This window comes from Brevundimonas sp. FG128 (assembly GCF_057809775.1).
In genome coordinates, this window is record NZ_JBMDKP010000004.1 from 325,712 (window position 1) to 338,826 (window position 13,115).

The 13,115-nt window shown below is 68.7% G+C and carries 10 protein-coding genes and 1 tRNA gene; 7 read left to right on the top strand and 4 right to left on the bottom strand.

Annotated features, from left to right (window positions below):
• Positions 1 to 230 precede the first annotated feature (230 nt).
• Positions 231 to 1,586 (top strand): M23 family metallopeptidase, encoded by a 1,356-nt coding sequence (locus ACODSC_RS13080; protein WP_488814416.1) that lies wholly within the window; start codon positions 231 to 233, stop codon positions 1,584 to 1,586.
• A gap of 6 nt (positions 1,587 to 1,592) precedes the next feature.
• Here ACODSC_RS13080 and ACODSC_RS13085 read toward each other — a convergent pair whose 3' ends face one another.
• From ACODSC_RS13085 to ACODSC_RS13095, 3 genes are all read right to left on the bottom strand, one after another.
• Positions 1,593 to 3,257 (bottom strand): TadG family pilus assembly protein, encoded by a 1,665-nt coding sequence (locus ACODSC_RS13085; protein WP_488814417.1) that lies wholly within the window; start codon positions 3,255 to 3,257, stop codon positions 1,593 to 1,595.
• On the bottom strand, positions 3,254 to 3,682 hold the full coding sequence (locus ACODSC_RS13090) for a TadE/TadG family type IV pilus assembly protein (RefSeq protein ID WP_488814418.1): 429 nt from the start codon (positions 3,680 to 3,682) through the stop codon (positions 3,254 to 3,256). The genes ACODSC_RS13085 and ACODSC_RS13090 overlap by 4 nt, the downstream gene beginning before the upstream one ends.
• Positions 3,683 to 3,777: 95 nt before the next feature.
• Positions 3,778 to 4,362 carry a helix-turn-helix transcriptional regulator gene (locus ACODSC_RS13095; protein WP_488814419.1) on the bottom strand — a complete coding sequence of 195 codons (585 nt, stop codon included), beginning with the start codon at positions 4,360 to 4,362 and terminating at the stop codon, positions 3,778 to 3,780.
• A gap of 844 nt (positions 4,363 to 5,206) precedes the next feature.
• On the opposite strand from ACODSC_RS13095, the gene ACODSC_RS13100 reads away from it, so the two are divergent.
• The 5 genes from ACODSC_RS13100 (at position 5,207) to ACODSC_RS13120 (ending at position 11,027) form a co-directional block, all read left to right on the top strand.
• Positions 5,207 to 5,797, top strand: a complete 591-nt coding sequence (locus tag ACODSC_RS13100) for a hypothetical protein (RefSeq protein ID WP_488814420.1) — start codon at positions 5,207 to 5,209, stop codon at positions 5,795 to 5,797.
• Between the two features lie 68 nt (positions 5,798 to 5,865).
• Positions 5,866 to 6,603, top strand: a complete 738-nt coding sequence (locus ACODSC_RS13105; RefSeq protein WP_488814421.1) for a fimbrial biogenesis chaperone — start codon at positions 5,866 to 5,868, stop codon at positions 6,601 to 6,603.
• A 9-nt stretch (positions 6,604 to 6,612) separates the two neighbouring features.
• The gene (locus ACODSC_RS13110; protein WP_488814422.1) at positions 6,613 to 9,216 is read left to right on the top strand and encodes a fimbria/pilus outer membrane usher protein; all 2,604 of its coding nucleotides are present in this window, start codon (positions 6,613 to 6,615) and stop codon (positions 9,214 to 9,216) included.
• Complete coding sequence (locus ACODSC_RS13115; protein ID WP_488814423.1) at positions 9,188 to 10,135, top strand: hypothetical protein; 948 nt, start codon at positions 9,188 to 9,190, stop codon at positions 10,133 to 10,135. The genes ACODSC_RS13110 and ACODSC_RS13115 overlap by 29 nt, the downstream gene beginning before the upstream one ends.
• A 217-nt stretch (positions 10,136 to 10,352) precedes the next feature.
• The gene (locus ACODSC_RS13120) at positions 10,353 to 11,027 is read left to right on the top strand and encodes a helix-turn-helix transcriptional regulator (RefSeq protein ID WP_488814424.1); all 675 of its coding nucleotides are present in this window, start codon (positions 10,353 to 10,355) and stop codon (positions 11,025 to 11,027) included.
• A gap of 109 nt (positions 11,028 to 11,136) precedes the next feature.
• Here ACODSC_RS13120 and ACODSC_RS13125 read toward each other — a convergent pair.
• Positions 11,137 to 11,213: transfer RNA gene (locus ACODSC_RS13125), tRNA-Arg, on the bottom strand.
• Positions 11,214 to 11,359: 146 nt separating this feature from the next.
• Between ACODSC_RS13125 and ACODSC_RS13130 the strand changes: the two genes are divergently transcribed.
• Positions 11,360 to 13,111, top strand: a complete 1,752-nt coding sequence (locus ACODSC_RS13130) for a gamma-glutamyltransferase family protein (RefSeq protein ID WP_488814425.1) — start codon at positions 11,360 to 11,362, stop codon at positions 13,109 to 13,111.
• Positions 13,112 to 13,115: the final 4 nt, after the last annotated feature.

Below are 13,115 nucleotides of genomic sequence, written 5' to 3' on the forward strand. Positions count from 1 at the left end.
CATCGCCGTGATCGTGAGGCGATGATTTGCTCGCGCGACCCCGCGCCTTACTGTTCGTGACTACGCGATTCTACGGATTTGATTGAGCCGTTAAGGGTTTGTAACGGTCTGTCTTCCCAAAGTGAGACAGGCGGGCTATAGCTCCGCCTTCGCGTCCGGGATGATGGGCGCGGGCTTTGAGATGAAGTACCGCTTTGGCGCCGAAGGGCGTCGCAATACGTCGGGGACCGATGGCTCAGTTCGACCCACGCCGCCAGCCGATGCGGCTCGCGCCGCACATGCTGACCGCAGTCGCCGCGATCTCGGTGGCGATGATCGCCGGTAGAGCCTATCAACCCGCTCAGGCCGAAGAGGTTCCCGCGCTGACGTCGGCCCAGATGGCGGCCATGGAAGCGCAGGCCTTCGCCGCCGCCAACGCCCCCGCCGGCATGACCGCGCCGGAAGCCGTTCCCGTCCAGATTCGCCGCGGCGAAACCTTCGAGCAGGCCGTCGCCCGCACCGGCGTCGCGCCGGAAGAAGCCAGCGCCGTCGCCGCCACCGTCGCCAACGCCTTCGACCTCGCCGACCTGCGCGCAGGCCTGCGTTTCGAGACCGCCATCGCCAAGCCGCGCAACGGCCGCGGCGACGCCCGCCTGATCGGCCTGACCATGCGCACCGGCCCGGCCAGCCAGCTGACCGTATCGCGCAGCTTCGACGGCGCCCTGCGCCTGCGCTCGCTGGAAGAAAAGGTCACGCACGAGACCGTGGTGCTGAAGGGCGACGTCGAACGCTCGCTGTCCGCCAGCGCCCGAGAACTGGGCGCCACCGCCTCGATCGTCCGCTCGGCCAGCCGGTTGTTCGCCACCAAGTTCGACATGCAACGCGACATCCGCGCCGCAGACGAGTTCACCATGGTCTTCGACCGCGACGTGACCGAGGCCGGTCGCACCGTGGACGTCGGCGACCTGATGTACGCCGAACTGCGCGGCGTCACCTTCTATCGCTTCAAGCCGGCCGGTTCCAAGGACGCCCAGTTCTTCGACGCCTCGGGCAAGAACCTGCGCTCGGCCATGATGCGCACCCCGCTGCAGAGCTTCCGCCGCATCTCCTCCAGCTTCGGCGTCCGCACCCATCCGATCTCGGGCTATCGCAAGATGCACCAGGGCATCGACTTCGCCGCCGGCGCCGGCACGCCGGTCGTGGCCCCCGCCGACGGCGTGGTGGTCGAGGCGCGGCGCTGGGGCGGCTATGGCAACTGGCTGCGCATCCGTCACAACAACGGGCTGGAAAGCGGCTACGGCCACCTGTCGCGCTACGGCTCGGGCATCCGCGCCGGCCAGCGGGTCAGCCAGGGCCAGATCGTCGCCTATGTCGGCTCGACCGGCGCCTCCACCGGCCCGCACCTGCACTATGAGCTGTGGCGCGGCGGTCGGCGGATCAATCCGGCCGGCGTGAAGACCCAGGAAGGCACCGAACTGTCGGGCGCCGACCTCGCCGCCTTCCGCGCCGAAAAGGCCCGTATCGACCGCATCATCGCCTCGGGCGGACAAAAACGTCCGGCCGTGCAGCAGGCCTCGGTCGACGGCCTGCGCCCCGCGCGCGGCTAGATCGGTTCAGCCGACCAGCCGGGGCGTCGATCGCCCCTCGGTCGGGCAGGACAGGCCGTGCACCGTGACGTCGGCCTCGCCCAGCTTAAGCCCCAGCACGTCCAGCACCGGGTTCAGCACCCCGTCCAGCACCGGGCCCAGCGGCGTCAGCAGCTGACCCAGGGCCTTGGTCAGGTCGCCGAGACCCAGGCCGAGACCGACCACGTTCACCGTCACGTCCAGCCGCTGCAACAGGCTGGCCACCAGGCCGCTGGCGAAGCTGCGCGACGCCACGGTCTTAAGCCTTTGGGCCTCGATGTCCGCCGCATCGAACGTCAGCGGCTTGAAGCCCGCATCGGCCGCCTCCACGTCCGCCTGACCGGTGACGTTGACCAGACCCAAGACCGACAGCAGGGTCGCGGGGCGGGGTGACAAGCCGGTCTTGAAATCGTCCAGCTTGGTCTCGTCGATCGCGCCGATCATGGCGCGCGCCACGCCCGGCCGCACCTCGACCTGAACCGACCGCGCAGGCCCGCAGGACAGGGATTTCAGCCGCGCCTCTGACGCCGCCAGCTCGACCAGTATGGGCAGTTCGACCCGCGCCAGACCCGACAGGGACTGGGCCGTCTTGGCCCGCACATAGAGCCGCGCCTGGGCCGTGCGGATCACCGGCTGGCCGTTGGCCGTGACCGTCAGCCAGGGCGACCGGTTGGGCCGTTCGCCGATCGCCAGGCTGGTCTTCAGATCGGCCAGGCCCGCCGGCACGTCCAGTTTCAGGGCGATCTGGCGGTCGCCGCCCGTCTCCAGCATGGCCATGACCAGATCCATGGCCGAGACCGAGGCGTCCAGACCCTCGCGCACGCCCTGGGGCGCCTGGGCCTCCACGCCGATCAGTTCGCCCAGCGCCACCTTGGTCCCGACCGAGGCCGAGGCCAGCCGCCCCAGGGCGCCGCCGTCGTCGCCCCCGGCCAGCCGCTCCAGAACCTTCAGCGCCCGCCCCGCATCGACGGTCGTGCCCAGCAACTGATCATAGTCGCCGACCTCCAGCCCCAGGTCCGTCGCCAGGGCGTCGGTGAAGCCCAGCAGATTGACGTCCAGATCCGCCAGCGCGCGATAATCCATGACGCTGAGCGACACCTTCGAGCCGGTCAGGCCGCTGAGGACCTGATTGGCGACGCCGCCGTCCAGCCGCGCCAGCCGAGAGCCGACCGAGATCATCGCCTTGGGCATGGCCCCCGCCTCAACCGCCGCCGTGGCGCGACGATGCACCCGCACCTCGTCCCGCCCCAGCAACAGGCGCGAGAAGAACAGGGGCGCGCGACTGGTCACCTCCACCCGCGCCGCATTGGGCGTGCCGCCGTCGGGGGTGAAACGCTGATCCCTCGCCTTTTCGGGGTCCGGCGCATAGACGCCCAGCGTAGTCGCCACCGTCACCGAGACGTCGGGCGCCACATTGGCCTGGACCGTCGCGGACGCCGCCTGGCGCACGATCGCCTCGCCCTGCGCCAGGTTCTGCACCGCCGACAGGGCCGCCAGATCCGCCGCCCCCTGAACGCGGCGGGTGTGCAGGACCAGGGCGCCCAGATCGATCACCGCCGCCGTGATCAGGCACAGGACGCCGCCCGCCACGGCCGCCATCACCGCGACCGCCCCGCGACGATCCCCGCCGAACCGCCTGCGAAAGCGGGTCATCGGTCGTCGCCCACATGGATGACCGCCGCCCGTTCGATGACCATGGGCGGACGCGGCAACATGCCGCCCAGCGCCATGACGGCGCTGTCGCTGGCGTCATAGACCACCACGACCCGCAAGCGCCCGGCGTCCTCGGCCACCCGGATGCGGGTCCGGTCCGGGTCCAGCGCGACGCCCTTGACCGCCTGGGTCACCTCCTGCCGGGCCAGGGCCTCGCGTTCGGCCACGTCCAGCCCGCCGATGGCGGCCCGCGCCCCTTCCGACGCCAGGGCCTGGACCGACTGGGCCATCAGGAACCAGCCGCCATACACGACGATGCCGATCAGCAGCAGGATCAGGATCGGCCCGACCAGGGCGAACTCCACCGCCGCCGCGCCCTCGCGCCTTCGCCGCCTTGCCTGAACGATGGGGCCGTGCGTCCGCATGCCAACCTCGCGATCTGCTCGCTTAGGTTGTAGTTCCGGCGCGGTTAAGGGTTCGTATAGGCGATCAGAACGCCCTCCCTTCGTGACCCGCGGCGCTAAAGGCCCGCGAAGTCGACAGCCTTGGCGAAGAGTTCGCCGCGGCTTTTGACGTCCAGTTTTCGGTAGGCGTGCTTGATGTGCGTGCGCAGGGTCTCGATAGAGATGTCCTGCTTCTGCGCGATCCGGCCGGTCTCGACGCCCGCCAGCATCATGGTGACGATCTGGGTTTCACAGGGCGTCAGGTGATGAAGCTGCAGCATGGCCTCGTAGGACACGGGATCGGCCATCCGATGGGCGGCGAAACCGATGCTCGCCTCGTCGTCCGGAATGAGCTGTTGCGCCCACAGCAGCCACTGCCGACCCGACTCCGGCGGGGTGATCCCGAAGAGCGCGGCGTCCATCGGCGCGTTCGTCAGCAGGCGTCCCAGGATGCCCGATGTCTTGTCGTTTTCGGCGACCAGGACATCGTTGATCACGCGAAACCCGCCGCCGCCGTCCTTGAGCATGCGATAGGCGGCGTCATTGGCCCAATGGATCCGGCCGGAGCGCGAGAGCAGCATGCGCGCTCGCGGATCCGTATTGACCCAGGCCGCGATCGCGCGAGACCAGGCGGGCGTCTCGTCCCGATCGTCTTCGAACATCAGGACCGTCTGGTCCGAGTCGGGCTCCTGGATCGAATGACCTCCTGAAAGGAGCCCCGTCACGCCTACCATCATCGCAGCCTCCCCTTCATACCGTGACGCTTGATACGACTTCGGCTCGTCGAGACGATGACAAGCTTTCGCAAGTTCTCGTTCGATCTTCACAATAACCAATAATAATCAAATTGGCATACCCGAGTTAGGGGAGGACTCTTGTCTGGCGACCGGGAACGGCATGCATCGTCTCTGGACCCGCCATGGACGGGTCTCAGGCGCCTTTCTCGCCGCCCATCTGGCGAGAAAGGCATGTTTTCCATCAAATATAGGGCGGCGATATCCCCCGCCATCCCCGAACTAGGTGATCCGTCTGCGGACGGCCTACTATTCAGATATACTATATCGACCGCGATTAGGTCAGGCCGTTAACCTTTTTCAAGTTCTGACCAATAATAGGCGAATGTCCAGAACATCGTCATCAGCAAGGCGGCCACCGATCATGTCTTGGCGCGGAATTTCATCCCGCGACTGACTTTGCCCTCGCTTCAATCCCTTGAGATGTCTCAGTTCTGACGATTCGTTCAGGCCGTCGGCGCATCGCTACGCCGCAATGCGGAGGCGCCCCATCATTCGCGCAAGCCTGGCGAGCCGCGACCGATGCGCGCCGCCCGATCCGACGACGGCTCGACAAACCTGGCGCCACAATTGACTAGGCGATCAGACGTAACCGCTTTGGCGATGCGGCCCCCTCCGCCTCAGACCTAGATGACCCCGTTGCTTCTGGAGGTTGCAATGCCCGGATTCATAAATCCGTTCGGGGACATCTAACGAAGACTTGGAGGATATCATGCGTGCATATCTCGTTGCAGCGGCGACTGCTGCTGCCGCGCTGCTGGCCATGCCGGCGGCGTCGAACGCCCAAACCAACGTCACGGTCTCGACCAGCGTGACCAACTTCTGCGGCATTGGCCTGGCCAATGTCGCCGGCGGCAATGTCGCGGTCGCCAACGGCGCCCGCCAGAAGGTCACCACCCTGCGGATGTCGTGCAACGCCGCCACCGGCGCCAAGCTGACGTCCAGCGCCGCCAACGGCGACTTCAAGTCGCCCGCCGGCGTGCTGATCAACTATGACTGGGATCTGGCCGTGCCGGAAATCCCCAGCCTGGGCTTTGCGGCGGTCGACACCTATCCCGGCAGCCCGGCGATCATCACCAACTCGGGCGGCTACAGCCAGAAGCTGGCGGACGGCATCTACGGCGATCTGTTCCTGAACCTCTGCTACAACGTTCCCGGCGGTTCGGGCGTCGGCGGCACCCAGGGCGATCCGTCCAACCCCGGCTCCTCGGGCTGCGCGGCCTCCCCCTCGGGCCCAGGCGCGGCGTCGGCTCCGGCAGGCACCTACACGGAAATCTTCACCTTCTCGCTTGATCCGGCCTGATCGCAGCGAACAGGGCCGTCCTCGGACGGCCCTGTCTTCTTTCGTGTTTCTGCAAGATGGGGGCAGTCATGAGACATCGGAACCTTGCGACAGTGTTGGCCGTCGGCGCCCTGCTGACCGGCTATGTCGCATCCAGCCAAGCCATGGACGTGTCGCCCATGGTGGCCAAGATCACGCCCGCCGGGTCCGGCTCCAGCTATCGGATGACCGTGCGCAACACCAGTTCGACGCCGGCGACGGTCGAGATCGAAGTCTATCGCATGCAGGTGGACGACACCGGCGCGCGCAGCCTGGTTCCGGAAGAGAACGACATCGCCACCTTCCCGGTGCAGTCGGTCATTCCGCCCAACCGGGACCAGATCGTTCAGGTCCGCTATCTCGGCGATCCGGTCGAGGAAGGGCGGATGTATCTGGTCCGCGCCGCCCAGTTGCCGATCAACATGCAGACGACCAACGCCGAGGGCGAGGCGGGCGCCGATGTCCAGGTCGCCTTCAGCATCAACACCTATGTCTTCGTGGCCCCGGCGCGCGCCAAGGCCTCGGTCGAAATCAGCGCGGTGTCGCGCGCGCCCAACGGCGACATCCTGATCAGCGCCCGCAATCCCGGCGCCGGTTTCGCTCATCTGCGCGAGGCGCGCTATACGCTGACCACCGCCGACGGGCGCGCCCATGAGGTGGCCGCCGCCGATGTCGATGTCGGCGACGTCAGCGTCATCCCCGGCGGCGGCGCGCGGCAAATCCGGGTGCCCGCCGCCCTCGCCTCGTCCATCGCCGGAGACGTCACCGCCTCGATCGTCCTTCTGTGAGGATGGGCGATGGCCGCCACGTCAAGCCGACGGCCCGCCGCCCGCAAGGTGCGGCGATGGGGCGCGATCGCCTGTCTAGGCGGCAGCCTGGCCGCAGCCGCCAACCCCAGCGTGGTGCAGGGCGCCGACGAGGTCATACGCACCGCGCCCGACTATGACGGCGGGGGCGCGACAGGCCCCTGGATGGCGACGGCGGCCATCGACCGCCCAGCCCCGGCGGCGTCTTCGGATCTGAACACGACGGCGTCGCCTGGCGCCCAGGATCAGACCCCCTCGGCCCGGCCGATGCCTGTGCTGAGCCCGATCCAGGGGCCGCTGACGCTGGAGGGCAAATATCTGGGCGACATCAGCGGCGAGGTGGGCGTCCAGGGCGAGGGCCTGGTGGACGCCGCCGGTCTGATGGATCTGCTGGGCGCCCAATTGGCGCCGTCGGTGCGCGAGGCGCTGACCGGCCGGATCGCGGCCCAGTCGAAGGTCGACATGGCCGACCTGAACGTCGAGGGCTTCTCGCTGGTTTTCGATCCATTGTCGCTGACCTTCGTGGCGACCCTCAGCCCCCAGGGCCGCGCCCAGCGCCGGATTGGCTTTTCGCAGGAGGAGAACGTCGATCCCGCCGCCTTCGACCAGCCCGCCGACTTCTCCGCCGCCGCCAACATCACCCTGGCCCAGCAGTATTCGCACAACGAGGACCGGTTTTCGCCGATGCAGGGCGGCGTCGACATGTTCGCCAACTTCGGCGGGTTCGACGGCGTCACCCTGACGGCCGGCGTGGACTATGACGGTGCCGCATCCGGGGATCGGTGGCAGCGACGCGAAATCCGCCTGACCAAGGACCTGTTCGGCTCCGCCGTGCGGCTGACGGCGGGCGAATTCGCACCTCCGGTCGAGAGTTTTCAGGGGTCGCAGCGCTTTCTCGGCGTCTCGGCCGCGCGGGCCTATTCCACCATCCGGCCCTTCCAGAACGTCCGCCCCTCGGGCCGCCGTCAGTTCATTCTGGATCGGCCGGCCCTGGTGGTGGTCGAGGTCAACGGCGTCATCGTCGAACGCATCCGGCTGGACGCCGGTCCCTATTCCCTGGGCGACTTCCCGTTCGGCGAGGGCGCCAATACGGTCCGCCTGCTGGTCGAGGACGACAACGGCCAGCGCGAGATCGCCGTCTTCGACCTGTTCGGCGGCGCGGGCCTGCTGGATCCGGGCGTGGTGGACTTCGGCGTTTCGGCCGGGGTTCTGGAAGAAGGCGGCCAGCTGGAATACGGCTCGACCCTGGCCACGACCGGTTTCGTCCGCAAGGGCCTCAGCGACGTGCTGACCGTCGGCGCCAACGCCCAGCTGGCGAACGGGCGCGGGCAACTGGGCGGCCTGGCCACCTGGGGCTCGCCGTTCGGCCTGTTCCAGTTCAGCGGCGGCGGCAGCCACAACGGCGACACCGGCGCGACCGGCTATGTCGCCGCCCTCGACTATCTGCGCGAGGCGACGCTGGGCCGCGACGTCGATCTGCGCTTTGTCGCCTCGGCCCAGGCTACAAGCCGCTTCTTTCAGAGCGCCTTCGACGAGACCGCCTTCAACCGCGAACAGTGGCGGGCGGCCGCTCGCGTCCTGTTGCGGATACGGGACTATTCGATGACCGCCGGCGCGGCCTTCGTGAAGGGTCGCAACCAACGCGATCGTACGGACCTCAGCCTGTCCCTGGGCCGCAGCTTCCGCAAGTTCGCGGTCAACCTGGCCTGGCAGCAGGGCACGACCGAGGACGGCCGCAAGGAGGACCGCTTCGGCTTCACCCTGACCTCGCGCTTCGGCGGACGGTGGAGCGGCGCGGCCCGCTACGACAGCGACAACGACTTCCGCGAGGTCGGCCTGTCGCGCGCCTCGTCCGGCCGACTGAACGACGTCAGCGGCAATCTGCGCCTGTCCCAGGACAGCACCAATCAGGCCGTGTCCGCCGACGTGCGCTACATCAACAACCGGTTCGACGCGGAGGTGGTGTCCAACCGCCTGGTGTCGTCCGAACCCGGCGGCGTCACCCGGCAGGAATCGCTGTGGCGCGTCTCGACCATGATCGGTTACGCCGACGGCGCCTTCGGCGTTGGCCGCGCGTCGCGCGAAGGCTTCGTCATCGCCAGCCGCCACCCTACCCTGTCGGGCGCGCGCATCAGCCTGACGGACTCCAGCGGCTATGAGATCGCCCACAGCGGCTGGCTCGGCCCGGCCATGGCGGGGATCGATCGCGGCTATGGCGTGCGCCGGTTCGAGATCGCCGCCGATCCCCTGCCCGCCGGATACGACCTGGGATCGGGGGTCGTGACGGCCTTCCCCGGCTTCGGCAGCGGCTATCGCGTCATGGTCGGCAGCGACGCCTCGCGCACCGCTCGGGGCGTCCTGATGTCCCCCTCCGGCCCGGTCGGCCTGGCGGGCGGCGCGCTCCAGCGGGTCGATGGCCCCGCCGACGCCGAGGACAAGCCCTTCTTCACCAACCGTAATGGTCGCTTCATCGCCGATGGCCTGTCGCCCGGACGCTATCGGATCCTCATCCAGGGCGTCGCCGTCGGGGAGTTCGTCATCCCCGCCAATGTGGAAGGAATCGTCGATGTCGGTGAAATTCGCACCACCCCGTGACCCTCGGCTGTTCGCAAGGGCGCGCGGCTGGCTGCCGTCTCTGCTGGTGGCGGCCGTCGCCCTGTGCGCCGCCTTCGAGTGCAAGGCCCAGAGCTGCGACCTGGCCCTCGCCCAGGCGCCGGGCGCGGTGACGATCAACTACAATCCGTTCGGCGCCGGGGGTTCGGCCGCCGCCCTGGACGTCAAGCTGGAGAACCGCGCCGACAGCGCCTGCGATCTGCGACTGGCCTTCGAAGACGACGCCGGAGCGGAAATCGTCGGCCTGCCGCTGGGCGGCGTCGGGGTCCAGTTCCGTCCGCGCGAGACCTCCGGCTTCACGGTCTCGACGCTGGAACCCGGCGTCTTCCATTTCACCCTGGCCGGACACACGACCCAGGAGGTCCAATTCGATGTCGCCGTCGTCGTCGAGGCCGTTCCCGAGGCGGGCGAACACGCCGCCGATCTTCAGCTGATCGTCCGGGACACGGACCGCAACGAACTGCTGCCCTCCGTCCCCGTGCGGGTGGTGCTGGTGTCCACGCCGCGCGCCCAGTTGAACCTGGCGGGCGCGGCCGGCGCATTCGGATCGGACAGCAGCGTGGAGGTGGTCGATTTCGGCGACGCCGTGACCGGCGCCACGCGACGCATCTTCGTGCAGGTGCGCGCCAACACCCCCTCCATACTGACCATAAAGTCCGAACATCGCGGGGCCATGCGACGGGTCACGGACGACAAGATCGCGACGGAGTCCAGCGTCCCCTATGCGGTCGATCTGGCCGGCGAGGCCGTCGATCTGTCGGCCCTCTGGTCCAAGGACGTCGATCCGCCTCGAACCCTCGCCGGCATGTCCTTGCCGATGTCCTTCACTCTGGGCGCCGTTGGAAGCCAGATGGCCGGGCGCTACGAGGACATCCTAACGATCGACGTTTCGCCAAATTGAATACCGCTTACGGATCAATCAGATATACCCCAAAAGGGTTAGCCAAAGCGGGCTATTACGTGCGTGCATCGGCTATGTTAACGATCTGATCACACTGACCAAATGCTGAACGTCAGCAGGGTTCGAGCGTCACGGTTTGCGGTCTTTTTCCGGCGCGAGATCCAGCGCCGACGGCCGCCGCCTGCCGTCCCGGGTTCTGCGGGTGGAGGGACCGGGGATGATCGACCAGGACATCGTGCAGGCGCCGGTGAGAACCGGCGGGTCGTTGCGGCGCTTTCAGGCGCAGACCACCGACCCCGCCCGGCCCAGGGTTCACCTGCTTAGTCGTAATGGGGAACGACTGGAGCCCCAGGACGGCGCGGCCTGGTTCGAGCACGACAGCGTCGCCCGTTTCGTCCTTGATCCTCGCGGCCGCATCCTGCGCTCAAACGCCCGCGCCCGCGCCCTGGCCGCCTCCGGAATCATCGGTTCGGGCGAGATGTTCATCTGCCCCACGCACCGCCATCGACCCGAGTTCGAAGTGCTGCTGAACCGCCTTGCCGAGGGCCGGCAGACCAGCGGCCGCATCCTGTTTCGCGCGGGCGACGACGCCTGGTGCCTGCTCGACCTCGCCGTTCTGCCCGGCGTCGAAGACCGGGTCTTCGCCTCCGCCAGCCAGGCCCGCCCCCTCAGCGCCGAACGGATCGAACCCCTGCGCGCCGTCTTCGGCCTGACGCGCGCCGAGACCTCCGTCCTGTCCCACCTGACCAACGGCGACGCGCCCAAGGACATCGGCCGCAAGATGGACATGTCCATCCACACCGTCCGCGCCCACCTGCGCGCCATCTGCATGCGAATGGGCGTCCGCGGCATCAATGGCGCGCTTCGGCTGAGTTTCCAGCTGACGACGTGAATCAAGGCGATTGCGGCCGGCGGACCTAAATACGGTTACGCCTGGCGGAGCACAATGAGCCGCCATCGCTGCGCTCAGTTCGATTCAAAATGTCGATGAACAGGAAAAGTGGCGCACCCGGAGCGATTCGAACGCCCGACCCCCAGATTCGTAGTCTGGTGCTCTATCCAGCTGAGCTACGGGTGCGGCTGCCTTGCGGCGAGGGCGGGTCTTTAGCTGGTGGATGGGGCGGACGCAAGCGGGGGAATGCAGTTTCTGCGCTGCGGCTGGTTGGCGGAAGGGGCGGGACGGCCTAGGTCGTGAGGGAACGCTCCTTTCGACCGGATTTTTTCATGCGCCTGTTTCGTCGTCGCCTGGCCGCTCTGCTCGTTCCCGTCGTCCTGGCGGGGTGCCAGGCGGGGGCGACGGGGCGTCTTCCAGCGGCGACGCCGAGCGCTGCGGGCGGGGCAAGGTTCGCGGCGGACGCCGCCACGCCCGCGCGCGGGCCGTTCGTGACGGCGGCCAATCCGCTGGCGGTCGAGGCGGGGATGAAGGTGCTGCGGCGCGGCGGATCGGCGGTGGATGCGGCGGTGGCGATCCAGGCGGTGCTGGGGCTGGTCGAGCCGCAGTCGTCGGGCCTGGGGGGCGGCGCCTTCCTGATGACCTATGACGCCGAGACAGGGAGGGTCACGGCCTATGACGGACGCGAGACGGCGCCCGCCTCGGCGACGCCGGAGCTGTTCTATGAGGACGGCAAGCCCCTGGCCTTCATGGACGCCGTTCTGTCGGGGCGTTCGACCGGGGCGCCGGGCGCGGTGGCCATGCTGGCCCTGGCGCAGAAGGATCACGGGAAGCTGGCCTGGCGCGATCTGTTCGGCGACGCCGAGCAACTGGCGCGCGACGGCTTTACGGTCAGCCCGCGCTTGGCCGGCATGATCAGCGGGCCCGCGCCGCAGGCCCGCACGCGTTGGGCCACGGCCTATTTCACCAAGGCGGACGGCCGGCGGTATCAGGCCGGCGACACCCTGCGGAACCCCGCATACGCCGAGACGATCGCGCGGCTGGCGCAACAGGGGCCAGGCGTCATCTACGGCGGGCCGGTGGGGCGAGACATCGCGGCCGCCGTGGCCGAGGGCCCGCGTCCCGGCGGCCTGAGCGAGGCCGACATCGCCGGCTACCGTCCCTTGCGCCGCGACGCCCTGTGCCGGCCCTACCGGGCCTATGTCGTCTGCGTGCCGCCGCCGCCGTCCAGCGGCGTGGCCCTGCTGCAGTTCCTGGCCATGGCCGAGGACACGCCGGACCTGGGCAAGGGCGCCGACAGCCCCGAGGCCTGGGTGGCGTTCGGGCGGCTGCAGCGGCTGATGTATGCGGACCGCGACCGCTATATCGGCGACAACGACTTCGTCGGCGTGCCGATCGCCGGCCTGCTGGATCCGGACTATGTCGCCGCTCGCGCCGCCCTGGTTCCGCAGATCGACGGGCCGGTCGCCGCCGGGACGCCCACGGGGGCGCCGCCGCGCAGCGCGGACGACACGGCCGAGCCGGGCGGCACCTCGCACATGGTGGTGGTGGACGCCTGGGGGAATGCGGTCAGCATGACGACCACGGTCGAAAGCATCTTCGGCAACGGCCGGATGGTGGACGGCTTCTTCCTGAACAACCAGCTGACCGACTTCTCCTTCACCCCGCTGGAGGACGGCCATCCGGCCGCCAATGCGGTGGCGGCGGGCAAGCGGCCACGGTCGTCGATGACGCCGACCCTGATCCTGGATCGCCAGGGGCGTCTGGTCGGGGCCATCGGCTCGCCGGGCGGCTCGAGCATCCTGGCCTATGTGGCCAAGGCCCTGGTCGGGACGATGGAGTGGAACCTGTCGATGCAGGAGGCGATCGCCCTGCCGAACCTGGTGGTGCGCGGCGACATGGTCGGGGCGGATACGGCGATGATCGCGCCGGACATCCGCGACGCCCTGGCGGCGGCGGGCATGACCCTGCGCCCCAATGCGACCGAGACATCGGGCCTGCACGGCGCCCTGTGGCGCGACGGGCGCTGGGATGCGGGCGCGGATCCGCGCCGTGAAGGCGTGGCGGTGTCGGAGGTTCGCTAGGGGG

What these genes read in the sequence shown, in the direction of transcription:
- ACODSC_RS13080 (WP_488814416.1), top strand. Translation starts at nt 231, where the DNA reads ATGGCTCAGTTCGACCCACGCCGCCAGCCGATGCGGCTCGCGCCGCAC.
- ACODSC_RS13085 (WP_488814417.1), bottom strand. Translation starts at nt 3,257, where the DNA reads ATGACCCGCTTTCGCAGGCGGTTCGGCGGGGATCGTCGCGGGGCGGTC.
- ACODSC_RS13090 (WP_488814418.1), bottom strand. Translation starts at nt 3,682, where the DNA reads ATGCGGACGCACGGCCCCATCGTTCAGGCAAGGCGGCGAAGGCGCGAG.
- ACODSC_RS13095 (WP_488814419.1), bottom strand. Translation starts at nt 4,362, where the DNA reads ATGTTCGAAGACGATCGGGACGAGACGCCCGCCTGGTCTCGCGCGATC.
- ACODSC_RS13100 (WP_488814420.1), top strand. Translation starts at nt 5,207, where the DNA reads ATGCGTGCATATCTCGTTGCAGCGGCGACTGCTGCTGCCGCGCTGCTG.
- ACODSC_RS13105 (WP_488814421.1), top strand. Translation starts at nt 5,866, where the DNA reads ATGAGACATCGGAACCTTGCGACAGTGTTGGCCGTCGGCGCCCTGCTG.
- ACODSC_RS13110 (WP_488814422.1), top strand. Translation starts at nt 6,613, where the DNA reads ATGGCCGCCACGTCAAGCCGACGGCCCGCCGCCCGCAAGGTGCGGCGA.
- ACODSC_RS13115 (WP_488814423.1), top strand. Translation starts at nt 9,188, where the DNA reads ATGTCGGTGAAATTCGCACCACCCCGTGACCCTCGGCTGTTCGCAAGG.
- ACODSC_RS13120 (WP_488814424.1), top strand. Translation starts at nt 10,353, where the DNA reads ATGATCGACCAGGACATCGTGCAGGCGCCGGTGAGAACCGGCGGGTCG.
- ACODSC_RS13130 (WP_488814425.1), top strand. Translation starts at nt 11,360, where the DNA reads ATGCGCCTGTTTCGTCGTCGCCTGGCCGCTCTGCTCGTTCCCGTCGTC.